This window comes from Stenotrophomonas sp. 93052_Sma, assembly GCF_056481145.1.
In genome coordinates, this window is record NZ_CM151134.1 from 1,352,801 (window position 1) to 1,376,513 (window position 23,713).

The 23,713-nt window shown below is 67.0% G+C and carries 22 protein-coding genes and 3 pseudogenes; 19 read left to right on the plus strand and 6 right to left on the minus strand.

The window, feature by feature from the left end:
- Positions 1-46 precede the first annotated feature (46 nt).
- Both ACZK2V_RS06335 and ACZK2V_RS06340 read left to right on the plus strand, forming a co-directional pair.
- Positions 47-2,349, plus strand: a pseudogene (locus tag ACZK2V_RS06335) (tetratricopeptide repeat protein).
- A 92-nt stretch (positions 2,350-2,441) separates the two neighbouring features.
- Complete coding sequence (locus ACZK2V_RS06340; protein WP_486323016.1) at positions 2,442-2,906, plus strand: YqhG/Tai3 family protein; 465 nt, start codon at positions 2,442-2,444, stop codon at positions 2,904-2,906.
- A 90-nt stretch (positions 2,907-2,996) separates the two neighbouring features.
- On the opposite strand, the gene ACZK2V_RS06345 is transcribed toward ACZK2V_RS06340, so the two are convergent.
- Positions 2,997-3,791, minus strand: coding sequence for a cytochrome C assembly family protein (locus tag ACZK2V_RS06345; protein WP_107433545.1), 795 nt, complete (start codon positions 3,789-3,791; stop codon positions 2,997-2,999).
- A 122-nt stretch (positions 3,792-3,913) separates the two neighbouring features.
- Between ACZK2V_RS06345 and ffh the strand changes: the two genes are divergently transcribed.
- From ffh to ACZK2V_RS06400, 11 genes and pseudogenes are all read left to right on the plus strand, one after another.
- Complete coding sequence (gene ffh / locus ACZK2V_RS06350) at positions 3,914-5,290, plus strand: signal recognition particle protein (RefSeq protein WP_005408591.1); 1,377 nt, start codon at positions 3,914-3,916, stop codon at positions 5,288-5,290.
- 91 nt (positions 5,291-5,381) lie between these two features.
- The gene (locus ACZK2V_RS06355) at positions 5,382-6,458 is read left to right on the plus strand and encodes an NAD(P)H-dependent flavin oxidoreductase (protein WP_107433544.1); all 1,077 of its coding nucleotides are present in this window, start codon (positions 5,382-5,384) and stop codon (positions 6,456-6,458) included.
- Positions 6,455-7,237 carry an aminotransferase class IV family protein gene (locus ACZK2V_RS06360; protein ID WP_107433543.1) on the plus strand — a complete coding sequence of 261 codons (783 nt, stop codon included), beginning with the start codon at positions 6,455-6,457 and terminating at the stop codon, positions 7,235-7,237. The genes ACZK2V_RS06355 and ACZK2V_RS06360 overlap by 4 nt, the downstream gene beginning before the upstream one ends.
- Before the next feature lie 129 nt (positions 7,238-7,366).
- Positions 7,367-7,969 (plus strand): suppressor of fused domain protein, encoded by a 603-nt coding sequence (locus tag ACZK2V_RS06365; RefSeq protein WP_486323017.1) that lies wholly within the window; start codon positions 7,367-7,369, stop codon positions 7,967-7,969.
- 187 nt (positions 7,970-8,156) lie between these two features.
- Positions 8,157-8,415, plus strand: a pseudogene (gene rpsP, locus ACZK2V_RS06370) (30S ribosomal protein S16).
- A 44-nt stretch (positions 8,416-8,459) separates the two neighbouring features.
- Positions 8,460-8,972 (plus strand): ribosome maturation factor RimM, encoded by a 513-nt coding sequence (rimM, locus tag ACZK2V_RS06375; RefSeq protein WP_005408595.1) that lies wholly within the window; start codon positions 8,460-8,462, stop codon positions 8,970-8,972.
- Between the two features lie 8 nt (positions 8,973-8,980).
- Positions 8,981-9,737 (plus strand): annotated as a pseudogene (gene trmD, locus ACZK2V_RS06380) (tRNA (guanosine(37)-N1)-methyltransferase TrmD).
- A 154-nt stretch (positions 9,738-9,891) separates the two neighbouring features.
- Positions 9,892-10,293, plus strand: a complete 402-nt coding sequence (rplS, locus tag ACZK2V_RS06385) for a 50S ribosomal protein L19 (protein ID WP_005408597.1) — start codon at positions 9,892-9,894, stop codon at positions 10,291-10,293.
- Between the two features lie 82 nt (positions 10,294-10,375).
- Entirely contained in the window at positions 10,376-10,756 is a 381-nt protein-coding gene (locus ACZK2V_RS06390; RefSeq protein ID WP_486323018.1) for a DUF6404 family protein, read from the plus strand.
- A 79-nt stretch (positions 10,757-10,835) separates the two neighbouring features.
- Positions 10,836-11,270 carry a DUF1801 domain-containing protein gene (locus tag ACZK2V_RS06395; protein WP_049424480.1) on the plus strand — a complete coding sequence of 145 codons (435 nt, stop codon included), beginning with the start codon at positions 10,836-10,838 and terminating at the stop codon, positions 11,268-11,270.
- A 38-nt stretch (positions 11,271-11,308) separates the two neighbouring features.
- Complete coding sequence (locus ACZK2V_RS06400) at positions 11,309-11,719, plus strand: DUF1801 domain-containing protein (protein WP_032127552.1); 411 nt, start codon at positions 11,309-11,311, stop codon at positions 11,717-11,719.
- Between the two features lie 718 nt (positions 11,720-12,437).
- Here the strand turns inward: ACZK2V_RS06400 and ACZK2V_RS06405 are convergent.
- Positions 12,438-13,898 (minus strand): MATE family efflux transporter, encoded by a 1,461-nt coding sequence (locus ACZK2V_RS06405; protein ID WP_486323019.1) that lies wholly within the window; start codon positions 13,896-13,898, stop codon positions 12,438-12,440.
- A gap of 62 nt (positions 13,899-13,960) precedes the next feature.
- Between ACZK2V_RS06405 and ACZK2V_RS06410 the strand changes: the two genes are divergently transcribed.
- From ACZK2V_RS06410 to ACZK2V_RS06420, 3 genes are all read left to right on the plus strand, one after another.
- Positions 13,961-14,200: a hypothetical protein gene (locus tag ACZK2V_RS06410; protein ID WP_189720735.1), complete on the plus strand. Its 240-nt coding sequence runs from the start codon at positions 13,961-13,963 to the stop codon at positions 14,198-14,200.
- 9 nt (positions 14,201-14,209) lie between these two features.
- Positions 14,210-14,617 (plus strand): RNA-binding S4 domain-containing protein, encoded by a 408-nt coding sequence (locus tag ACZK2V_RS06415; RefSeq protein WP_004149153.1) that lies wholly within the window; start codon positions 14,210-14,212, stop codon positions 14,615-14,617.
- Between the two features lie 113 nt (positions 14,618-14,730).
- On the plus strand, positions 14,731-15,918 hold the full coding sequence (locus tag ACZK2V_RS06420; protein ID WP_486323020.1) for a glycoside hydrolase family 5 protein: 1,188 nt from the start codon (positions 14,731-14,733) through the stop codon (positions 15,916-15,918).
- Between the two features lie 72 nt (positions 15,919-15,990).
- Here ACZK2V_RS06420 and ACZK2V_RS06425 read toward each other — a convergent pair whose 3' ends face one another.
- From ACZK2V_RS06425 to ACZK2V_RS06440, 4 genes are all read right to left on the minus strand, one after another.
- Complete coding sequence (locus ACZK2V_RS06425; RefSeq protein ID WP_189720737.1) at positions 15,991-16,593, minus strand: DUF937 domain-containing protein; 603 nt, start codon at positions 16,591-16,593, stop codon at positions 15,991-15,993.
- Positions 16,594-16,701: 108 nt separating this feature from the next.
- Positions 16,702-18,345: a catalase gene (locus ACZK2V_RS06430; protein WP_107432627.1), complete on the minus strand. Its 1,644-nt coding sequence runs from the start codon at positions 18,343-18,345 to the stop codon at positions 16,702-16,704.
- A 191-nt stretch (positions 18,346-18,536) separates the two neighbouring features.
- Positions 18,537-21,092 carry a DNA mismatch repair protein MutS gene (mutS, locus tag ACZK2V_RS06435; protein WP_049424489.1) on the minus strand — a complete coding sequence of 852 codons (2,556 nt, stop codon included), beginning with the start codon at positions 21,090-21,092 and terminating at the stop codon, positions 18,537-18,539.
- A 304-nt stretch (positions 21,093-21,396) separates the two neighbouring features.
- Complete coding sequence (locus ACZK2V_RS06440) at positions 21,397-21,948, minus strand: hypothetical protein (protein ID WP_486323021.1); 552 nt, start codon at positions 21,946-21,948, stop codon at positions 21,397-21,399.
- Here ACZK2V_RS06440 and ACZK2V_RS06445 point away from each other — a divergent pair.
- The 3 genes from ACZK2V_RS06445 to ACZK2V_RS06455 are packed head-to-tail and all read left to right on the plus strand — an operon-like array spanning position 21,929 to position 23,701.
- A complete protein-coding gene (locus tag ACZK2V_RS06445; RefSeq protein ID WP_486323022.1) occupies positions 21,929-22,711 on the plus strand; it encodes an O-antigen ligase family protein in 783 nt (260 codons plus the stop codon). The genes ACZK2V_RS06440 and ACZK2V_RS06445 overlap by 20 nt on opposite strands.
- Positions 22,711-23,130 (plus strand): hypothetical protein, encoded by a 420-nt coding sequence (locus ACZK2V_RS06450; RefSeq protein ID WP_486323023.1) that lies wholly within the window; start codon positions 22,711-22,713, stop codon positions 23,128-23,130. The genes ACZK2V_RS06445 and ACZK2V_RS06450 overlap by 1 nt, the downstream gene beginning before the upstream one ends.
- On the plus strand, positions 23,087-23,701 hold the full coding sequence (locus ACZK2V_RS06455) for a glycosyltransferase (RefSeq protein WP_486323024.1): 615 nt from the start codon (positions 23,087-23,089) through the stop codon (positions 23,699-23,701). Before ACZK2V_RS06450 ends, ACZK2V_RS06455 begins: the two co-directional genes overlap by 44 nt.
- Positions 23,702-23,713 lie beyond the last annotated feature (12 nt).

Consider the following 23,713-nt stretch of genomic DNA (forward strand, 5'->3'; position numbering starts at 1 on the left):
ACCGCATCCTCTCATCCAGCCTTCGCTAGACAGGAGTACTTACCCCATGGACATCTGGAACTGGGTCGAAAAACTGCAGGGTGACCTGCGCCAGGCCGGCCAGGCGCAGAATGCGCACCTGCTGAACCGCCTCGCCGACGAGGTGAGCGAACTGCGTGTCGACCGCGTTGACGCGCTGCTGCCCGAAGCGCGAGCGCTGGGCAAGGCGCTGGACAACCCGTGGGTCGACGTCTACGTCGGCCACTGGGCGCTGCGCAACCGCGTCGGCAACCGCGTCGAAGGCGAGAGCGCTGGGCGAAGCCGTGGCGCTGTTCGAGCGTGCGCATCGCGAGGACACCCTGGAATGCCCGCAGTCGATCTGCGTGACCCAGGATCTTGCCGCCTGCTATGGCAACATCGATGGCCCCGGCTGGGTGCCGGAGCGCATCGAGGTGTGCGATGAAACACTGGGCCGCATCGACCCGAGCTGGGCCTGCTTCCAGTGCCTGAGCTGCGAGAAGGCCGATGCACTGCTTGATGATGGCCGCGGCCAGGAGGCACTGGATTACCTGCAGGTGCAGTCCGACGCGATCGAGGCCTGCGGCAAGGAAGTGTTCGACAGCTTCCCGGAGATGCAGATCAAGATCCTGCTGGGCATGGGCCGCGCCGAAGAAGCGCTGCTGCTGATCGAGAAGCGCGAGGCCGAAGTGGCGGCGTCCGGCGAGTACGAGCCGGCCAACTGCACGGTGCCGCGCCGCCTGTCCAAGGCGTGGGCGCTGGCGCAGCTGGACCGCGACGAAGAGGCCCTGCAGCAGCTGGTGCCGTGGAGCGAGCTGACGCCTACCTACTGGCGGCTGTGGGCGAACACCGCCGCAGCGCTGTGCCGGCGTGATCCCGCACGCAATACCTGGGACCTGGGTACGCGCTTCAACACCATCATCGAACACTTTGCCGAGGTTGGCTCGCACCGCCTGCTGATCGAAGTTGCTGCGCTGAGCCTGGAGCTGGCCCTGCAGCGTGGCGCACGCTGGGTGGCGCTGCGCCAGCTGGAACTGGCGCGTACCCATCTGGCACAGCTGCGCCAGGACCGTGGGGCGGCTGCGCTGGTGGCCGGCCTGGCGGCACGCATCGATGCATTGCCGGATGTGGCGCCGTTGCCGGTGCCGGCCGCTGAACTACTGGTTTGGCTGAACGAGCAGGGAGAGCAGAACCAGTCGCGCGATCCCGAACGTGAGGCGCAGTGGTTGCTGCAGGCACAGGCGCAGCTGCCAGATGACGAGGCGCTGGCCGAGATGGCTGCCTCCGCGCTGAGCGCCTGTGGGGCGCAGACGGAAGCGCGCATTGCTGTGGCGCTTCGTGCGCGCACACACGCAGGATGATGGCCCGGCCGCCTACACGCTGATGCGCTGGCTGACCGAGCAGGGCGACGACGAAGGCCTGCGCCAGCTGGCTGATGCCTATCGCGGCAGCGTGCCGGTGTTCGCGCACTGGTGCGAGGTGCAGCGCGCCCGTCGCGTGTCCGACTGGCCGGCACTGGAGCAGGCCGCGCAGGCGCTGCTGGCGGCCTCGCCGGGCTCGCATGGCGCACGCGGTACGCTGGCGCGGATGTACATGGAAACCGGTCGCTTCAGCGAGGCGCAGGCCTGCTATGCGCAGCTGGTGGAGCTGCTGGAAGAACCCAACGCCGCACACTGGGACCACATGAGCGCGGCCAGCGCGGCACGCGACTGGGATGCGGTGCGCCGCTCGGCGGCGGCGATCGGCATGGAGCTGTCCAGCCAGGACGGCGTGGTCGAGGAGCCGTGGGGCTGGGTGATCATCCGCAGCGAAGAGAACGGCGAGCCGATGGAGTACTACGCGCGCCGCAGTGGCCCGGTCACCGCACGTATCGTCGAGAACGCACCGGCCAACCGTGCCCAGCAGGTGGGCGACTGGGTGGTGTTCGATGCTGCGCTGGTGCACCCGGCGCCGGAGGAGGAGGAAGCGCGCGAGCATTTCATCCCGACCTATGCGCAGGTGCATGTCCTGGAGCGCGGCGGCTTCGCCCGCAGCTGGCTGATCGACGGCGCGCACCCGGGCGAAGACGCGTGGAATGCCTTTGTCGCAGCGGCCGAGGCGCAGGGCTGGCAGGTGTGGTCGCACAGCCGCCCGGACTACACCGTGACCGATCCGGACGAGGAGGAGGGCACGCTGCCGGGCCTGCTGTTCACCGTCGCCCAGCCGCAGGACCATGCACCGCTGGCGCTGCACCGCTTCCTGCAGCAGGAAACCGCGAAGTGGCCGCATCCGCATTGCTGGCTGCGGCTGGCCGAAGCCTGCGACCAGGATCGCCAGCCGCACCTGGACGTGATCGAGCGTTACGGCTTGTAAGCCTGGTATCGGGTAGTGCCGGCCGCTGGCCGGCAGCGCCGGGATATCCTGTGTTGCCGGCCAGCGGCCGGCACTACCTCAAGGAGAAATACATGCGAAAGACAGGGATGTTCATGATCGCCGGGCTGCTGCTGGCCCCCGCCGTGCAGGCCGCATCGGCCTGCCAGGAACCAGTGGCTGTCGCCCGTGCCTTCTACGAGGCAACCACCGGCAATGGCGATCTGCTGGAACCGCCGCCGGCGCTGGTCAGCCCGGCCTTCGGCAAGGCCCTGCGTGGCGAGCGCGCCTGCCAGACGCGCGAGGAAGGCATCTGCACCATCGATTCCAATCCGTGGCTGGATGCGCAGGATGGCGACATCGAAACCCCGGTGCGTTACAGCTGGAAAGAGGCGTCGGCCACCGCCGGCCAGGTCGAGATGCGCTATTCGGTATGGAAGAAGCCCTACGTGACCCGTCTGCCGATGATGCGCCAGGGCCAAGGCTGCTGGCAGGTGGATGACATCATCACCAACAGCGGTCGCTCGGTACGGAAGATCCTGGCCCAGCCGTTGCCTTGACCGTCTGCGGCATACACGCAGGGTGCGGTCCTGTTGCCGGCCAGCGGCCGGCACTACCGGGGTGGGTGCCGACCGTTGGCCGGCACACCGCTATCGCGAATGCCCGAACACCAGTTCGATCGCGAACTGGCTGCCGAAGAAGGCCAGCAGCAGCAACAGCATTGCCGCCAGCGTCCAGTGCACCGCCTTCATGCCGCGCCAGCCGTAGCGGCGACGGCCGATCAGCAGCACGCCGAACACGATCCACGACAGCACGCTCAGCACGGTCTTGTGCACCAGCTTCTGCGCCAGCAGGTCGTCGACGAACAGCACGCCGGTGACCAGGGTCAAGGTCAGCAGCGCGAAGCCGACGGTGATCACCCGGAACAGCAGCGATTCCAGATCGGCCAGCGGCGGCAGGGCGCGCAGCCACGGCCGGAACTCGCGGCGGCGCAGGGCGCGTTCCTGCAGCCACAGCATGATCGCCAGCAGCGCGGCGATGCTCAGCGTGGCGTAGGCCAGCAGCGCCAGCCAGGCGTGGCTGGCCAGGCGCCAGCCCAGCACCTTGCTCGGTTCGTGGCCGTAGCCGTGGTAGGCCAGCAGCAGTACCGCGGCCAGCGGGAACACCACCACGCCCAGTGCCGACATGCGCCCGCGCGCGCCGACCAGCGAGGTCAGCCAGGCCATGCCCAGGCCGACCAGCGACAGCGCGGCGAAGAAGTGCATGTCCGGCCCGCCGTTGGTGCGCATCGCCACCATCACGTGGTAGCCGCCGTGCAGCAGCATCGCCGGCAGGGCGGGCCACAGCCAGGCCGGGGAGCCGGTGCTTCCATCGCGGCCAAGCGCACGCACCAGCAGGGCGCTGGCGGCCAGGTAGAGCAGGGCGGCGATGAGAACGATTAACATCGTTGCAGTTTCGCATACCCCTGCGGTGGTGGCGACGGCCCTGTGGTCGCAGTCCGGGTAGGGGAGCGGACCCGTTATACTGTCTGCCTTATTGTCCCCCGCTTTCAGACAGGTTGCGCCGCATGTTCGAGTCACTGACCCAGCGCCTTTCCGGCACCATCGAGCGCCTGCGTGGCCGCGGCCGCCTGACCGAGGAGAACATCCGCGAGGCCACCCGTGAGGTCCGCATCGCGCTGCTCGAAGCCGACGTTGCGCTGCCGGTGGTGCAGGCCCTGATCGAGCGCATCAAGGTGCGCGCGGTCGGCCAGGAAGTGCTGAAGTCGCTGACCCCGGGCCAGGCCCTGATCAAGGTCGTGCGCGACGAGCTGACCGCGGTGATGGGCGCCGAAGCCAGCGACCTGAACCTCAATGTTCCCGCTCCGGCCATCATCCTGATGGCGGGCCTGCAGGGCGCCGGCAAGACCACCACGGTGGGCAAGCTGGCCAAGCACCTGAAGGAAAAGCGCAAGAAGAAGGTGATGGTGGTCTCGGCCGACGTCTACCGTCCGGCCGCGATCGAGCAGCTGAAGACCCTGGCCGAGCAGGTCGGCGTGCTGTTCTTCCCGTCCAGCGCCGACCAGAAGCCGGAAGCCATCGTCCGCGCCGCCATCGACGATGCACGCAAGTCGTTCGTCGACGTGCTGCTGGTCGATACCGCCGGTCGCCTGGCCATCGACGAAGCGATGATGGCCGAGATCAAGGCCCTGCACGCGGCGGTGAACCCGGCCGAAACCCTGTTCGTGGTCGACGCCATGACCGGCCAGGACGCGGCCAATACCGCCAAGGCCTTCGGCGACGCCCTGCCGCTGACTGGCGTGGTGCTGACCAAGACCGACGGTGACGCCCGTGGCGGTGCCGCACTGAGCGTGCGCTACATCACCGGCAAGCCGATCAAGTTCGTCGGCGTCAGCGAAAAGCCGGAAGGCCTGGACGTGTTCCACCCGGACCGTATCGCCAGCCGCATCCTCGACATGGGCGACGTGCTGTCGCTGGTCGAGCAGGTCGAGCAGCAGGTCGACAAGGACAAGGCGGCCAAGCTGGCCGAGAAGGTCGCCAAGGGCAAGAAGTTCGACCTGAACGACATGCGTGACCAGCTTGAGCAGATGCAGAACATGGGCGGCATCGGCGGCCTGATGGACAAGCTGCCGGGCCTGGGCAACATCCCCGACCATCTGAAGCAGCAGGTCAGCCAGGGCAAGGAAGTGCCGCGCATGATCGCCATCATCAGCTCGATGACCAAGAAGGAACGGCGCAACCCGAACCTGCTGAACGGTTCGCGCCGCGCGCGCATCGCCAAGGGCTCGGGCGTGACGCCGGCTGACGTCAACAAGCTGATGAAGCAGTACATGCAGATGGAAAAGATGATGAGCAAGATGGCCGGCGGCGGCATGAAGGGCATGCTGCGCAGCATGAAGGGCATGATGGGCGCCATGGGCGGCCGCGGCATGCCGTTCCGTTGATGCAGCGACGGGGCCGGCGCGCATTGCGACGCGGCCCCGGTCACAACGACTGGCGTATGCTGGATGGCGACTTCTCCAACAGGTATGTCGCGTGAATGCATCGCCGATTCTTGAACGCGCCGACACCTTCTGTCGGCGTTTTTCATTGCAGCTTCCGATCCTGCTGGCACCGATGGCCGGTGCCTGCCCGGTGCCGCTGTCGGCCGTGCTGGCCAACGCCGGCAGCATGGGCGCGATGGGCGCGGTGTTGTCCTCTTCGGCCGATATCGGTCGCTGGATGGACGATTTCCGCGCCGCTTCGACCGGTCCGGCGCAGGTGAACCTGTGGGTGCCGGATCCCGCACCGACCCGTGATGTTGCCGCCGAGGCCGCCAGCCGCGCCTTCCTCGCGCAGTGGGGCCCGGACGTGCCGGCCAGCGCTGCCGACGCCACGCCCGCCGATTTCGAAGAACAGTTCGCTGCGTTGCTTGCGGCACGTCCGGCGGTGGCCTCGACCATCATGGGCGTGCTGCTGCCACGCCACGTGCAGCAGCTGAAGGACGCCGGCATTGCCTGGATCGCCTGCGCGACCACCTTGTCCGAAGCGCGTGCGGCACAGGACGCCGGTGCCGACGCGGTGGTGGCACAGGGCGTGGAAGCCGGTGGCCATCGCGGCGCGTTCGATCCGGCGATGGCCGAGCGTCAGTTGGTCGGCCTGTTTGCGTTGTTGCCGCGCCTGGCCGATCACCTGCAGATTCCGGTGATCGCCGCCGGTGGCATCGCCGATGGCCGTGGCATTGCTGCCGCACTCACCCTGGGGGCCAGTGCCGTGCAGATCGGCACTGCCTTCCTGCGCACGCCCGAAGCGGCGATCGCTTCAGCGTGGGCCGATGGATTGGCGGCCAGCGAACCCGAAGATACCTGGCCGACCCGCGCCTTCAGCGGCCGCCTGGGCCGTGGCCTGGCGACCCCCTATGTGCGCGCCGCCGCTGCGGAAGGCGCACCGGCGCCACGCCCGTATCCGGTGCAGCGCGGCCTGACCGCGCCGATGCGCAGGCAGGCCGTGCAGGAAAATCGTCTGGCGGCGATGCAGGCCTGGGCCGGGCAGTCGGCGTGGATGGCGCCGGCACAGCCGGCCGCCGACGTATTGCGCGGCATGTGGGAACAGGCGCAGGCGCTGCTGCGATGACGCTGACCTGCAACGGCCAGCCGGCGCAGGTGAAGGATCTGCTGCCGGCGCTGGTGAACTACGGCCACTTCACCTCGCTGCAGGTGCGGGGCGGAGCGGTGCAGGGGCTGGACCTGCATCTGGCGCGGCTGTCGCAGGCGACCCGCGAACTGTTCGGCAGCGAACTTGATACGGCGCAGGTGCAGGGCTGGATGGCGCAGGCGCTGCAGCAGGCCGGCCTGGCCGATGCCTCGCTGCGGGTGACGGTGTACTCGCGCCGCTTCGATTTCCGCAATCCGCTGGCGGCCGTACCGGTGGACGTGCTGGTGGCGGTGTCCGCGCCGGTGACGCTGACCGCCTCCAAGCGCGTTCGCAGCGTGACCTGGCAGCGTGAACTGCCGCAGATCAAGCATGTCGGCACCTTCGGCCTGTTTGCCGAACGCCGTGCTGCGATGGCGGAAGGATTTGACGATGTGCTGTTCGTGACCGCCGATGGCGAGGTGAGTGAAGGCAGCACCTGGAACCTGGCCGTGCACGATGGTGACCGGCTGCTCTGGCCTCAGGCGTCGGCCCTGCGCGGGACCGCCGAAGCGCTGCTGAAGCAGCATTGGCCGGGGGCGCAGGCCACGCAGCCGTTGCGGCTGGCGGACCTGATCGGTATGAACGCCGCTTTTGCCTGCAACGCCAGCGGCCTGTGGGCGCTGGAGGCCATTGATGGGCATGTCCTGCCCGGCTCGCAGGCCTTGGCTGAACAGGGAAGGGCGGTGCTTGCGAGTGTGCCGTGGCAGCCGCTTTCCTGAACGGGGCGCGCGGGTTACCGGTCGCTGGGCATGACCCGGCGTTACCGTGGCAAGCCGTAATCGGTAGCGCCGGGCCATGCCCGGCGGATGCCTCCGCAGCGCAGAACCCCTCAGGAGATCCAATCAGTCATGGGCACGGTCACCGAGCAGCATCGTGCGGTAGCGATGCACGCAATCAAGATCATGGGCGGTGAGGGACGGCCCAAGGTCCAGGCCTTTCACGATGATCATCGCCAGCGTTCGGTCGATATCCTCACGACGTTCAGCTCTCCGGAAGCAGGGCTGAAGTCCATCGCGTCCATCGGGCTGTCGGACTTTGTCTTACGTCGTGCGGAGGGGCACGAACTGGAAACGCGCGTCGAACTGTGTGCGTGTGCAGAACAGGACGCGCTGCATTGGGACAACGTCGTCGCCTCGACGGCCTTTGCAATCATGCGCGATCGCGCAGCGGTGCAACCCGGAAGTGTGATTCCCAACATCCTGCAGGACTACTTCCCATCGACCCGGATGCCTCACGTCTATCTGGTGCCGCCCTTCTTCTGGAATGACGCCAGGTTCCCGGGACTGCAGTTCCCGCCGGTGGCGATCAACTGGCTGCAGTGCATCGCCATCCACGAATCCGAGCGGCAACTTGTCGAGCGGATTGGCAGTGATGCATTTGATGACCTGTTGCAGCAGCAGGAGATGGACGTGCTGGGCATGCATCGGGCGCCTGTCTCTGGAGCACTCTGACGCTATTGCCCTGGGGGCGTCGGCGGGGGCGGTCGGAGATTGATCACGTTGCTGAACGAAAGCCGCCGGGCATGGCCCGGCGCTGCCGTGAAGGCGGATTCACCCCGGGGTTGGCTCGGCCGGGCTCTGTCGCTATAATCGCCCGCTTACCTCGCCATCCTGGCGACTGGGCAATAGGAAAAACACCATGGTCAAGATTCGACTGACCCGCGGCGGCGCCAAGAAGCGTCCGTTCTACCACATCATCGTCACCGACGTGCGCAGCGCGCGACGGCCGCAACATCGAGCGCGTTGGCTTCTACAACCCGGTCGCTCAGGGCGCCGAGAAGCGCATCGAGCTGGACCTGGCCCGCGTTGACCATTGGGTCAAGAACGGCGCCCAGCCGACCGACAAGGTCCGCAACCTGATCAAGGAAGCGACCAAGTCCCAGGCCGCTGCGGCCTGATCCTGACGGGCCACGCTTCGGCGTGGCCCTCTTGGTTGAAGCAGATGAAAGATATCGAGCGCCGCATCCTGCTGGGCAGGGTTGTCGGCGCTTTTGGTGTGCGCGGCGAGATCAAGCTCGAGTCCTGGACCGAGCCACGTTCCGCCATTTTCCGTTACCAGCCGTGGATCGTGCGCAGCCCGTCCGGCGTGGAAACCACGATTGAAGGTGTGCGTGGCCGCGACAGTGGCAAGCACCTGGTCGCCCGTTTCCCCGGCGTCGAGGACCGCGATACCGTCGAAGCGATGCGCGGCACCGAGATCTACGTGGCCCGCAGTGCCCTGCCACCGCCGAAGCCCGATGAGTATTACTGGGTGGACCTGGAAGGCCTGGACGTGAAGACCACCGAGGGCGTTGCCCTGGGCCAGGTCTCGCACCTGTTCAGCACCGGCGCCAACGACGTGGTGGTGGTCCGGGGTGACCGCGAGCGGATGATCCCGTTCGTGCAGCCGGACTTCGTCAAGTCGGTCGACTTCGAGGCCAACCTGGTCGTGGTCGACTGGGATCCCGAGTTCTGAGTGTGAGCATGCGTTTCGACGTCATCACCCTGTTCCCCGAGTTCCTCGCCCAGTCCGCTGGACTGGGCGTGGTCGGGCGCGCAGGAGAAGGGCCTGTTCAGCCTGCATGGCTGGAATCCCCGTGATTACGCCGAAGGCAACTACCGCCGGGTGGACGACCGCCCGTTCGGTGGTGGCCCGGGCATGGTGATGCTGATCGAGCCGCTGCAGGCCTGCCTGCAGGCGATCCGCGATGCTGATCCGACCCCGGCGCGGGTGATCCATCTCAGCCCGCAGGGGGCGCCGTTGACCCAGGCCAAGGTGCGGGAACTGGCGGCATTGCCGCGCATGGTCCTGCTCTGTGGCCGCTACGAGGGCATCGACGAGCGTTTCCTGGAAGCCAATGTCGACGAGGAAATCTCCCTTGGCGACTACGTGCTGTCGGGTGGCGAGCTGGGTGCGGCGGTCATCATCGACGCCGTGGCCCGCCTGCAGGACGGGGCCCTGAATGACGCTGAATCAGCGGCCCAGGACAGCTTCGAGGGCGACCTCGGCCTGCTCGACTGCCCGCATTACAGCCAGCCGGCCCAGCACCCGCTGGGTGACGTGCCGGACGTGCTGCGCTCGGGCAACCACGCGGCCATCGCGGCCTGGCGCCGCCAGCAGTCGCTGGTCCGTACCGCCCAGCGGCGCCCGGACCTGCTGGATGAACAGGCGCTGGGCAAGTCCGACCGCAAGCTGCTGGAGCAGGGCCGTCAGGCCCAGAAACACAAGGCCAGCCCCTAGCGCAGGGCTGGCGTTATCGGCTATCATGGCCAATTCCCGTCGGCTCCGGCCGGCGCGCGCAGTACCCAAAACAAACGTGCAGCACAGTCCGGTGACTGCATGAGCCTACGTTGTCGATACGACACGCCCACCCGAACAAGAATCGGTGTAACCCATGAGCAAGCTGAACAAGTCCATCGTCGCGGAATTCGAATCCGCCCAGATCACCCGTGAACTGCCGAAGTTCAGCCAGGGCGACACCGTTGTCGTCAACGTGAAGGTGAAGGAAGGCAGCCGTGAGCGCGTGCAGGCCTACGAAGGCGTTGTCATCGCCACCAAGAACGCCGGCCTGAACTCCTCGTTCACCGTCCGCAAGATCTCGCACGGCTACGGCGTCGAGCGCGTTTTCCAGACCCACAGCGCCATCATCGACTCGGTCGAAGTGAAGCGTCGTGGTAAGGTCCGCGCCGGCAAGCTGTACTACCTGCGTGGCCTGGAAGGCAAGGCTGCCCGCATCAAGGAAGACCTGGCTGCCGCTGCTGCCGCCAAGGCTGCCCGTCTGGCCGAAAAGGCCTGATAAACAACTTCGGTTGTTGCCGCGACGGCCACCTTCGGGTGGCCGTTTGCGTTTCCGGTATGGCATCGGCCACGATCAGGGGATGAACGACATCAACCCGCGCTATCCCGCCGTGATCCAGTCGGCGCTGCGCTTCCTCGACGGCAAGGGGCTGGCGCGCATGCAGTCGGCACCGCTGCTGCATCGCCTTCTGTGGCGCATGGGCATCGCACTGCCACCGCCGATCCTGGCCGGCTTCGGCACCAATGCGCTGGTGCAGGGTCTGCTGTTCGGGCTGTTCTGGACCGCGCTGATGTGGCTGATGCTGTGGCAGGGCAGTGAACGCCCGCTGGCCCTGCTGCTGGCGGCCGGCCTGGTGGCCGGGGCGCTGTTCGGCGTGGTGATGGCGGCCTTGATGCGCTCGCTGCGCCGCCACCGCAAGCTGCCGGACTGGCAGCAGTTCCGGGCGCGGCAAGCGGACTGAGCCGATGGCGCACTGCGCCGTGACCGTTGGGGACAGACCGCGCTAGGCTGCGGTTTCATCCCGATGGACGTGCTGTGCGATGCCTGCCAAGCGAACCGCACCTTCCACCGCGCCCGCGCTGTTGTCCGGCGGCAACCCGCAGATCGCCAAGGGCGAGGGCGATGCGCCGGTGCAGGCCTATATCGCGGCGATGCCGGACTGGAAGCGGCCGATCGGAGCACAGCTGGATGCGCTGATCGAAGAGGCTGTACCCGGTGTGCACAAGGCAGTGAAGTGGAATTCGCCGATGTATGCGGTTGCGCCGGGCGAAGGCTGGTTTCTCAGCTTCCACTGCTTCACCCGCTACATCAAGGTGGCATTCTTCCGCGGCGCTGCGCTGAAGCCGGTGCCGCCGGAGCCGTCGAAGAGTGCCGATACGCGCTACCTGCACATCCAGCAGGAGGGTGCGTTGGATGAGGCTCAGTTCCTCGACTGGGTGCGCCAGGCCGCGGCATTGCCCGGCGAGCGCATGTAAGTGCATCGTTCCGATCTCCCTGCCGACGAGAACCGCTGATGGCCACGCATGCACCGAACCCTGCCGATGCCGGAACCCCGGCCGCTGAACTGATCGATGCACGCATCGCCGAGCTGGGCGACTGGCGTGGCGAGGCGCTGGCACGCGTGCGTGCCTTGATCCATGAGGCGCTGCCGGACGTGCAGGAAACCTGGAAGTGGCGCGGTACACCGGTGTGGGAGCACAACGGCATCCTGTGCACCGGCGAAACCTACAAACAGGCGGTGAAGCTGACCTTTGCCAACGGTGCGGCGTTGGCCGATCCGAAGGGCCTGTTCAACGCCAGCCTGGACGGCAACACGCGACGTGCGATCGACATCCATGAAGGCGCGATGCCGGATGCCGCGGCGTTGAAGGCACTGCTGCGCGCGGCGGCCACGTTCAACGCTGCCAAAAAGAAGAAACGGTAGAGCCGGCCGCTGGCCGGCTGTTGCGCGATGCTTCCGGAGGGGTTTGAGGTTGCCGGCCAGCGGCCGGCACTACCGTGGTAATGATCGGCGGCGAAGAAGAAGCGGTAGAGCCGGCCGCTGGCCGGCTGTTGCACGATGCTTCCGGAGAGGTTTGAAGGTGCCGGCCAGCGGCCGGCACTACCGTGGTAATGACCGGCGGCGAAGAAGAAGCGGTAGAGCCGGCCGCTGGCCGGCTGTTGCGCGATGCTTCCGGAGGGGTTTGAGGTTGCCGGCCAGCGGCCGGCACTACCGTGGTAATGACCGGCGGCGAAGAAGAAGCGGTAGAGCCGGCCGCTGGCCGGCTGTTGCGCGATGCTTCCGGAGGGGTTTTGAGGTTGCCGGCCAGCGGCCGGCACTACCGTGGTAATGACCGGCGGCGAAGAAGAAGCGGTAGAGCCGGCCGCTGGCCGGCTGTTGCGCGATGCTTCCGGAGGGGTTTGAGGTTGCCGGCCAGCGGCCGGCACTACCGTGGTAATGACCGGCGGCGAAGAAGAAGCGGTAGAGCCGGCCGCTGGCCGGCTGTTGCGCGATGCTTCCGGAGGGGTTTGAGGTTGCCGGCCAGCGGCCGGCACTACCGTGGTAATGACCGGCGGCGAAGAAGAAGCGGTAGAGCCGGCCGCTGGCCGGCTGTTGCGCGATGCTTCCGGAGGGGTTTGAGGTTGCCGGCCAGCGGCCGGCACTACCGCGGTGGCGCGGCATCCGGGTCGGCCACCGGCGACGGCGGGCAGGCCGGAATCTCCGACGGCGTGGCCAGTTCTTCGGCGTGCGAGGGCTTGCCCATCATCTTCGCCTTGCGCCAGCCACCCCAGCGGTAATAGGCCAGTGACAGCAGCATCGAGACCAGCGAGCTGACCGGGAAGCTCCACCAGATCGCATCGGCGCCCCAATACGGCTGCAGCAGTTCGGCGAATGGCACGCGCACGCCCCACAGCGAACCGGCCAGGATCAGCAGCGGCGGAATCACCGCGCCGGTGGAGCGAACCACGCCGGAGATCACGAAGCTGACGCCGAAGAACAGGAACGAGCCGATCACCACGTGGTTGAGGTGGCGGGCGATGTCCAGCGCCTGGCTGGCCGGTGGCAGGAACAGTGCCAGCAGCTGGCGATCGAACACCACCAGCGGCAGGATCAGCGCGCCGGTCAACAGGAAGTTGAACAGCACGCCCTGGCGCGCGGTGCCGCGCACGCGATCCCAGCGCTGCGCACCGACGTTCTGTGCCGCCATCGAAGAACACGCCGCACCGATCGCCATCGCCGGCATCTGCAGGTAGTTCCACAGCTGCAGGGCAGCGCCGTAACCGGCGCCGGTGTCGGTGCCGTACTGGTTGACCATGGTCATCAGCAGGATCACCGACAGCGAGATCAGCACCATCTGCAGGCCCATCGGCACGCCCTTGATGACCAGCGCCTTGAGGATGGTCAGGTCGAGCTTGAACAGGCGCATGTCGGCGCGGCCCAGCCACAGGGTGTGGCGCTTGTGCCGCATGTACAGCAGCAGGCCGGCCAGCGACAGCGTCTGCGCGACCAGCGTGGCCCAGGCCGAACCGGCAATGCCCAGCGCCGGGAACGGCCCCATGCCGAAGATCAGCACCGGGTTCAGCACGATGTCCAGCGCCACCGACACCATCAGGAAACGGAACGGCGTGCGTGAATCACCGGCACCGCGCAGCGCGGCGGTGAGGAAGGCGAACGCGTACAGCGTCGGCATCGCCAGGAAGATGATCTGCAGGTAGGCCTCGGCCAGCGGCAGCGAGGCGGCCGGCGTGCCCATCGCCGCCAGCAGCGGATGGGCCATGAACCAGCCGGCGATGGCGATGATCACCGACAGGCCGATGAAGAAGGTGGCGCTGGTACCGACCACGCGCCGTGCCTGCGCGATGTCGCGCGCACCGATCGCCTGGCCGATCAGGATGGTCGAGGCCATGCCGAAGCCGAACACCGAGCCGATCAGGAAGAACATGATGTTGTTGGCGTTCGCGGTGGCGGTCAATGCCGCCTCGCCGAGGAAGCGCCCCACCCAAACCGCATTCACCGAACCGTTCAGCGACTGCGCGATGTTGCCTGCCAGGATCGGCAGTGAAAACAGCAGAAGATTGCGGCCGATCGGGCCGGAGGTCAGGTCAAGCGGCGCTTTGGCCATGGAGTGGTGATCGAATCCCGGGAGGCGCACACTAGCACCAAGCCGGTTTGCAGGATGTGGCAATGCATCAACGACTGCAGGTGAAATGGAGCTTGGCGTTGGCCTTGATCGGCGGCGCACTGGCCGCATGTTCGACAGGTGACCGGCTGGGCGATAGCCAGGTGCGGCCGACCGACCGTCCCGAGTGCCTGGTCGGCAGCCAGCGCCAGGATCTTTCCGCTGGTGTACCCGCCTTGATCGGGGGCAGCGGCTGCCGCACCGACCCCGACCATCCGCGTCCTCTGAACAAGCCACCGGAGTAGTCCGCACCGATGCCTGAGCTTTCCCCGTTGTCGCCCAGTGTCCGCCTGGACATCTGGTTGTGGGCGGCCCGTTTCTTCAAGACCCGCAGCCTGGCCAAGCAGGCCATCGAGACCGGCAAGGTCAGCGTGGCCGGGCAGCGCCCGAAGTCCTCGCGCGCGGTGCGCGTGGGTGAGCAGCTGCAGGTCGACCGCGGCGAGGAGCATTTCGAGATCCAGGTGCTGGGCCTGAGCGACCAGCGCGGGCCGGCGCCAACGGCACAGCAGCTGTACGCCGAGAGCGAGGCTTCGAAGGCGCGCCGTGCCGAACAGCGTGCACTGCGCATTGCCGCACGCGATGGTTTCCAGCCGCCGGAACACAAGCCGGACAAGCGCGCGCGGCGTTTGATCCGGGCCTTGGGTGACATCGACGCGCTCTAGCGAAATCCTGATTCCAACGGATTGTTCCTATCGCGGTGCGAAACAAAGCGCCGGTCACGGTGCGTTCGGATTGCGCTGGGCAGGCTGGTTTTTCACCTATCGGAGGCCTGCCCATGCGTCGTCTGCTGTTATGCCTGTCCCTGCTTGCTGCGGCGCCACTGCACGCTGCCGACATCACCTTCTGGGACGTTCCGCAACGCGGTGGCAACAGCATGAACATGTCGCCTCCGGACCGGAAATACTTCGAGGCGCTGCGTGCGACCGGTGCGACCTGGGTGCGGCTGGTGCCGGACAAGTGGAAGGGGCAGGGCGGTCGTGACTTCCTGATCGGCAACGCCGATGACTATCGCGGACTGGTTCCGGCCGACCTGGTCACGCTGCGGCGGGTGCTGGATGACGCCGATGCGGCCGGACTGAAAGTGGTGCTGACGCCGCTGTCGCTGCCGTTGCTGCGCTGGAAGCAGCACAACGGCGATGTGGTCGACCAGCGCCTGTGGCAGTCCTTCGACAACCATGTGCCGGCCCGTCGCTTCTGGCATGACCTGGCCACGGCGCTGAAGGGTCATCCTGCCTTGGCCGCCTACAACCTCATCAATGAGCCGGTGCCCGAGTACGGTGCAGGCCTGGCCGAGCATGCGTCCACCGAGGCGATGCAGCGGTGGTATGCCGGTGTGCAGGACGGCCCACGCGATCTGCGCCGCTTCTACTCGGAGCTGATCGCCAGCATCCGCGAGGTCGACACCGCGATGCCGCTGATGCTGGATGCGGGCTGGTATGCCGCCGCCGACGGTTTCAACTACTGGCCGGCACCGCTGGCGGATTCGAAGCTGCTGTACAGCGTGCACATGTACGAGCCGTATGCAGCAACCAGTGCACCGAACCAGACGCGTGCCAAACCCTGGCGCTATCCGGCGCAGGTGCCGTTCGGTGCAGGCAGCGAGCATTGGGATGCGGCGCGTGTACGCCGTTACCTGCAGCAGCCGATGACGTGGGCCGCCTCGCATGGCGTCGGTGCCAACCGCATGGTGGTGGCCGAATTCGGCTGCATGCGGCGGTGGCCGGACTGCAGCCGCTACCTGCAGGATGTGCTGCAGGTGCTGGAGCAGGACAAGGTGCACTGGGCCTTCTACGCCTTCCGCGAGGATGGCTGGGAGGGCATGGACTACGAACTGGGCGACAAGCCGCTGCCGTGGTCGTACTGGCAGGCGCAGGAAAAGGGCGGCCATGTCGAGCCGCCGCGCTCGATGCAGGCGCCCTTGTTCGCACCGATCCTGCAGCGTTTGAAGGCGGGCAACCGGTAAGCCGCCGGGCCTGGCCCGGCGCTACCCATGGCGATGCCGGTAGCGCCGGCCCATGTCCGGCCAGGCTTTCCCTCAGCGCTTGCCGCCGAGCAGATTGCCGCCCAGCTTGAGCAGATCGCCCACGCCCAGCTGACCATCACCATCCTGATCCAGCAAGCTGCCGAGCAGGCCACCGGCAAGACCGCCCTGTTGCTGCACCTGCTGCTTTTCCTGGCCGAGCGCCTGGCTGAGCGAGCCGGCATCGGCCTGGCCGCCGCCGAGGCGCTGGGCGAGGAAGGCCATGACGATTGGTGCGAGGATCTGCAGCAGTTGGCTGGTACGGCCGCTGTCGAGCTGGGTGGCCTGGGCCAGGCCGGTTTCCACCTTCTGCTGGTTGCCGCCGAAGATGTGGCCGAGGATGCCGGCGCCGTCGCTGGCGGCACCACCGCCACCGCCGCCCAGCACTGAGCCGAGCACGCTGCCCAGGTCCAGGCCGCTGTGGTTGTTCTGCAAGGCGCCGAGCAGGGCCTGCGCGCCCTGCGGCTGCGAGGCGTTGTTGCCCAGCGCGCCCATCAGCACCGGCAGCGCGGCACTGATCGCGCCGGAAGCCTGGGTATCGCTGATGCCGAGCTGCTGCGACACCTGCTGCAGCGGGGCGCCCTGCAATTTGGCGAGAAGTTCATCGGTCAGGCTCATCTGCGGAATCCTTGATTGGGGTTGGGCGTGCAGAAGGTACGACGCGGACCGTTAAAACGGCGACGCCGCCTCACGGGGAGGCGGCGTGCCGTACACGGGGCAGGGCGATCAGAGCTCGATGTCTTCGGCGCCCGGGGTGGCGGTGGGGAAGTCCGCTTCCGGCTGCGCCGGCTTGAACGGATCCGACGGCTGGCTGGCCAGCGCCTTCAGCGCCGCGGCAACACCGGCACCGTAGGCCGGGTCGGCCTTGCTGCAGTTGTCGATGTGGCGCTGCTTGATGAAGTCCGGCGCATCGCCCAGGGCACGGGCGGTGTTGGCGAACAGGCGGTCCTTCTGTGCCTGGTTGTAGCTGCGGAACAGCGCACCGGGCTGGCTGAAATAGTCGGTGTCGTCCTCGCGGAAATTCCAGAAGTCGGCGTCGCCCCGGATCTTCATCGGCGGCTCGCGGTACTGCGGCTGCTCCTGCCACTGGCCGTAGCTGTTCGGCTCGTAGTGCGGCAGGCCGCCGTAGTTGCCGTCCACGCGCATCGCACCATCGCGGTGGTTGCTGTGCACCGGGCAGCGCGCTGCGTTCACCGGAATCTGGTGGTGGTTCACGCCCAGGCGGTAGCGCTGCGCATCGGAATAGGCGAACAGGCGTGCCTGCAGCATCTTGTCTGGCGACGGGCCGATGCCCGGCACCAGGTTGCTCGGTGCGAACGCCGACTGCTCCACGTCCTGGTACCAGTTGACCGGGTTGCGGTTCAGTTCGAACTGGCCCACTTCGATCAGCGGGTAGTCGCTCTTCGGCCACACCTTGGTCAGGTCGAACGGATGCACGCGGTAGGTTTCCGCGTCCAGCTCCGGCATGACCTGGATGAACAGCTTCCACTTCGGGAAGTCGCCCTTCTCGATCGCGGCGAACAGGTCGCGGCCGTGGCTTTCGCGGTCATGGCCGACCAGGATCTGCGCCTGTGCGTCGGTCAGCGATTCGATGCCCTGCTGGCTGACGAAGTGGAACTTCACCCAGAAGCGTTCGCTGTCGGCGTTGGTGAAGCTGTAGGTGTGCGAGCCGAAACCGTGCATGTGGCGGAAGCTGCGCGGAATGCCGCGGTCGCTCATCACCACGGTCACCTGCAGCAGGGCTTCGGGCAGCAGCGTCCAGAAGTCCCAGTTGTTGCGCGCGCTGCGCAGGTTGGTGTGCGGGTCGCGCTTGACCGCCTTGTTGAGGTCGGCGAACTTGCGCGGGTCGCGCAGGAAGAACACCGGGGTGTTGTTGCCGACCAGGTCCCAGTTGCCTTCTTCGGTGTAGAACTTCAGCGCGAAGCCGCGGATGTCACGCTCGGCGTCGGCGGCGCCACGCTCGCCGGCCACCGTGGTGAAGCGGGCGAACATCTCGGTCTGCTTGCCGACCTTCTCGAATAGCTTGGCGCGGGTGTACTTGCTGATGTCGTGGGTGACGGTGAAGGTGCCGAACGCGCCCGAGCCCTTCGCGTGCATGCGGCGCTCGGGAATGATCTCGCGGTTGAGGTTGGCCAGCTTTTCCAGCAGCCAGACGTCTTCCATCAGCAGCGGGCCACGCGGGCCGGCGGTCTTGCTGTTCTGGTTGTCCACCACCGGCGCGCCGAAGGCCGTGGTCATCGGCGTGACCGGATCATCGCCATGCTTCTGCTTGGGCGTGGTGCTCAGTTCACGCTGCTGCTGGGCGCCTTCCGCAGGCGACGGCGCGGTGTGATACGGGCACTTGGGGCTGTTGTTATCGGACTGGCTCATGGCTGGCTCCTGCGGGTGAAGACGGGATGGAACATCTTCACTCGACTTTAGCTAGGGCCAGATGAAATGAATAATCGAATGATCCATTCAGGTCGATAGATTCTGTCAATTGAAACTCAGAATCGGATTTGCAGAACCTTTCGATGGGCCTCCCGCATGGTAGGCGGGGAGGCCTTGGGCGTGCGCTGCGGTTACAGCAGCGCTTTCAACCGGTACAGGGCTTCCAGCGCCTGCTTCGGGGTCAGCTCGTCCGGGTCGATGGCGGCCAGCGCTTCCTGGGCCTTGTTCGACGGTGCTGCGAACAGCCCGAACTGCTGTGGTGCATCCAGCGCCTGCGGCGCCAGTTCGGCGGCATGGCTTTCACCGCCACGTTGCTCCAGCTCGGCCAGGCGACGACGCGCCTGCGCCACGGTGGCGCGCGGCAGGCCGGCCAGTGCGGCCACCTGCAGGCCGAAGCTGCGGTTGGCGGGGCCGTCCTTCACTGCGTGCATGAACACCAGCGCTTCGCCGTGCTCGACGGCATCCAGATGCACGTTGGCGATGCCGCTGCGGCCGCCCTCGTGCTGCTCGTCGGCCAGCGCGGTCAGCTCGAAGTAGTGGGTGGCAAACAGCGTGTAGCAGCGGTTCTGGTAGGCCAGGTGGCGGGCCACTGCATCGGCCAGTGCCAGGCCGTCGTAGGTGGAGGTGCCACGGCCGATCTCATCCATCAGCACCAGCGAATGCGCGGTGGCGTGGTGCAGGATGTAGCTGGTCTCGGCCATTTCGACCATGAAGGTCGACTGCCCGCGCGCGAGGTCATCGCCGGCGCCGATGCGGGTGAGGATGCGGTCGATCGGGCCGATCAGCGCACGGCTGGCCGGCACGAAGCTGCCAATGTGGGCCAGCAGCACGATCAGCGCGTTCTGCCGCATATAGGTCGATTTGCCGCCCATGTTCGGGCCGGTGATGACCAGCATGCGGCGGTCCGGATGCAGGTCCAGATCATTGGGTTCGAACGGCTGCTCGCGTACCGCCTCGACCACCGGGTGGCGGCCGCGCTCGATCTTCAGGCACGGCTCTGCCTGCAGCTCCGGGCGCGCCCAGTCCAGCGCCTGCGCGCGTTCGGCGAAGGCGGCCAGCACATCCAGTTCGCTCAGCGCAGCGGCGCACTGCTTCAGCGGTTCCAGCTGCGTGCCAAGGGTATCCAGCAGCTGCTCGTACAGGTATTTCTCGCGCGACAGCGAGCGGTCACGCGCGGACAGCACCTTGTCCTCGAACGCCTTCAGTTCTTCGGTGATGTAGCGCTCGGCATTGGTCAGCGTCTGGCGGCGGGTGTAGTGCACCGGCGCACGGTCGGACTGGCCCTTGCTGATTTCGATGTAGTAGCCGTGCACGCGGTTGTAGCCCACCTTCAGGGTGGGAATGCCGCTGCTCTCGCGCTCGCGCAGTTCCAGGTCGACCAGGAACTGGTCGGCATGGGTGGACAGGCGGCGCAGCTCGTCCAGCTCTTCATCGAAGCCATCGGCGAGCACGCCGCCGTCGCTCAGTTTCAGCGGCGGCATTTCGGCGATGGCGCTGGCCAGCAGCTGCGCGCACTCGTCGTGTTCGCCCAGCGCCGCATGCAGCGTCTGCAGGCGCGGCGAATCCAGTGGTGCCAGCACCTCGCGCACCGCCGGCAGCAGGCCCAGGCCGTCGCGCAGGGTGGAGAAATCGCGCGGCCGCGCCGAACGCAGCGCGACACGGGTGAGGATGCGTTCCAGGTCACCGAGGCGGCGGAACTGCTCGCGGATGTCCGCATCGCTGCCGCGATCGATCAGGGTTTCCACCGCATGGTGGCGCTGTACGAGCACCTCGCGCAGGCGCAGCGGGCGGTGCAGCCAGCGCCGCAGCAGGCGCCCGCCCATCGGCGTCACCGTGCTGTCGAGCACACCCAGCAGCGTATTGCGGGTGTCGCCATCAACACGCGTATCCAGTTCCAGATGGCGGCGGGTAGCGGCGTTCATCGCGATCGCCTCGCCGGCGGTTTCCATCGCGATCGAGGTCAGGTGCGGCAGGCGCTGCTTCTGGGTTTCCTCGACATAGCCAAGCAGGGCACCGGCCGCAGCGGTGGCGCGCGGCTTGTCGTCGATGCCGAAGCCGCTCAGGTCATGCAGCTTGAAGAAATTCAGCAGCTGGCGGCGGCCGCTGTCGGCATCGAACAGCCACGGCGCGCGGCGACGTACGCCGGTGCGCTGGCGCAGGAACTCCGGCCAGTTCTCTTCATCGGGCACCAGCAGCTCGGCCGGTTCCAGCCGTGCCAGTTCGGCTTCCAGCGCGTCGTCGGTTTCCACCTCGTTGACCAGGAAGCGGCCGCCGGCCAGGTCGGCCCAGGCCAGGCCGTAGCCCTGCTTGCTGCGCGACAGGGCCATCAGCAGGGTGTCGCGGCGTTCATCCAGCAGCGCCTCGTCGGTGACCGTGCCGGGGGTGACGATGCGCACCACCTTGCGCTCGACCAGGCCCTTGGCCAGCGCCGGGTCGCCGATCTGCTCGCAGATCGCCACCGACTCGCCCAGCGCCACCAGCCGTGCCAGGTAGCCTTCATAGGCATGTACCGGCACGCCGGCCATCGGGATCGGTGCGCCGCCGGAGCTGCCGCGCTGGGTCAGGGTGATGTCGAGCAGGCGCGCCGCCTTGCGGGCGTCGTCATAGAACAGTTCGTAGAAGTCACCCATGCGGAAGAACAGCAGCAGGTCCGGGTAATCGGACTTGGCCGCGAAGAACTGCTTCATCAGCGGGGTGTGTTCCTTGGACGCCTTGGCGTTGCTGGTGTTGTCTTTTGTATCAGTCACTTGGGGCGTTTCGCGTCTTGGCAGGGCGTCGGGGCGTGGCCACGCGCAGGCATGGCCGGAGAGGCCATTAGTGTAGCGACCTGGGGAGGTCGATGATCCGCGGCACCCGTGCTGGGCCCGGGGGCTGTCCGTGTGCCAACGCCTGCGCCCCTGCGCCGGCACTTTGGTTGATTTCCCCAGGGGCCCACGGTAGTGTCAGCCCCGGCGATTTCCGCCAAGCGGCCTCCATGGAAACCGGGGCGACTTATCCCCCGGGCGGGCGTTGATGGAAAGAACAAGCATGACTGCAGCCTGCATGGCCGCCGAACCTCGTTACACCTGGCGTACCGTCCTGCTGAGCATCCTGGTCGCCATCGTTCCGCTTGCCGGCTCCGCACCCTACACCTTGCTGAAGGCGGTGCTGCTGCTGGCCCTGCTGGTCACCGGCGTGGTTCTGATCCGCCGCCAGCCCGATGTCCGCCTGCGCTACCGCATCGCCCGGTTCATCGTGATCGTCTGCTTCCTGCGCCTGGCCTATGCCTTCTACAGCATCCTCTGGCACGGGCTGCGCTGGAACGAGCTGGATCTGCCGGCGCAGACACTGCTCTACCTGGGTACCGCTGCCGTGTTCGCCACTGCGCTGGACTGGCGCCTGATCTGGAAGATCTTCGCCGTGTCCACCCTGGTCTTCGGCGGGTCGTGCATCGTGCAGCACCACGTGATGGGCCTTGAACAGCGCGCACGGTTTCAGTGGCGGCGAATGGACGGCGATCGAGTTCACCATGGTGACGCTGTGCATGGCGTTGTTCTCGGTCATCCGGTTGATCCAGCCCAATGTGCATCCGGCCGAACGCTGGCTGCACGGCGTGGCCATCGCCGTTGGCGTCTACGGTTCGATCCTGGCGCAGAGCCGCGGGCCGATCCTGGCGTTCATTCCCGCCATGCTGATGGTGATTGCGGTGCACGTCCGGCGCACCCGGCGCTGGCGGGGGGCACTGGCCTTCGTCGGTGCCCTGGTCATTGGCGTGGTCGGTGCCACCTCGGTGCTGAACCATGAGGTGATCCAGCGCTTCGGTGAGGTCAGTGGCGAGATCTCCGGTTTCAACCAGGAAAACGAGGTCGGCTCGGTCCGTGAGCGCATCGCTATGTGGGGCGTGGCGGTCGACGCCTTCGCCGAGCATCCCGTGGCAGGGGTGGGCCTGAACCAGTTCGGTACCTATGCACGTGAGGGCATCGCCCGCGGCGAGGTGTCCGAGTCGATCTTCCGCTACAACCACCCGCACAACGAGTACCTGGAAGCGGCGGTGACCGGTGGCGTGCCGTTGCTGCTGATCATGCTGCTGGTCTTCATCCTGCCCGGCATTCATTTCGTGCGACGTCTCGGCCACGCCGACGACATCACCGCGATGATCGCCACCGCCGGACTTGCCGTGGTCATCGTCTATGCGCTGTCGGCGTTCACGGACAACGTGTTCTACCGGGCGATGCCGCATTCGTTCTATTTCTACCTGGTGCTGGGCTTCATGCTGGCGACCGCCTTGCCTGCGCGCGACCTGCGCCGGCCAGGGAGTCCCTCCTGATGGCGCATATCCACCTGCTGGCCGCCGACAACCAGCGTGGCCTGTCCCATGACATCCAGGTGATCGAGCGCTCGTTGCAGCAGCTCGGGCACACGGTGACGGTCAGCCGTCTGGACGCGGTGCGCAATGGGGGGGCCTGGAAGCTCCGCGGGATGCGCCTGCGCAGGCTGCTGGCCTCGTGGCTGAGCCTGGGGCGCACGCCGGCCCGGTTCGACATCAACATCTCGCTGGAGCATGTCCGGCCGGCAAGCTTCGGACTGGCCGAGGTCAATCTGTTGATTCCGAATCCGGAATGGGTGTCCGCACGCAGCCTGCGGATCCTGCCGCGGTTCGATGCGTTGTTGACCAAGACCGAAGACGCCACGCGCATCTTCAATGCGCTGGGCATGCGCGCTGGAAGTCGGTTTCTGCAGCCGTGACCGCTACGACCCGGCGGTGCCGCGCAGACCGCGCAGCTTCCTGCATGCAGCTGGTACCAGTCGCATGAAGGGGACGGCTGCACTCGTCAATGTCTGGAAGCGGCACCCAGAGTGGCCCTTGCTGACCATCCTGCGCGGCGGCCCTTCGGACGAAGATGAGGGCGGGGCCGCGAACCTGCGGATCGTCCGCGAGCGCCTGCCCGACCAGGAGGTGCAGCGCCTGCAGAACGAACATGCGTTCCACCTGTGCCTGTCGCAGACCGAAGGCTGGGGCCATTACCTGGTGGAAGCGATGAGCTGCGGGGCGGTGGTGATCACCTGCGACGGCGCGCCGATGAACCAGATGATCGACGACAGCCGCGGCATCCTGGTTGCCGCGCACGAGGGCGAGCCCTGCCATCTGTCCAGGACCTGGCATGTGGATGAGAAGGCGCTGGAACAGGCCGTCGAGCGTGCGCTGGCGATGGATGAGGCCGAGTGGAGCCGGCTGGGCGCCAATGCACGCGCATGGCACCTGGCCAGCGAAGTGGCGTTCCCACGCCGGCTGGGCGAGGCCCTGGCCAAGCTTTGAGTTGATGCGGCT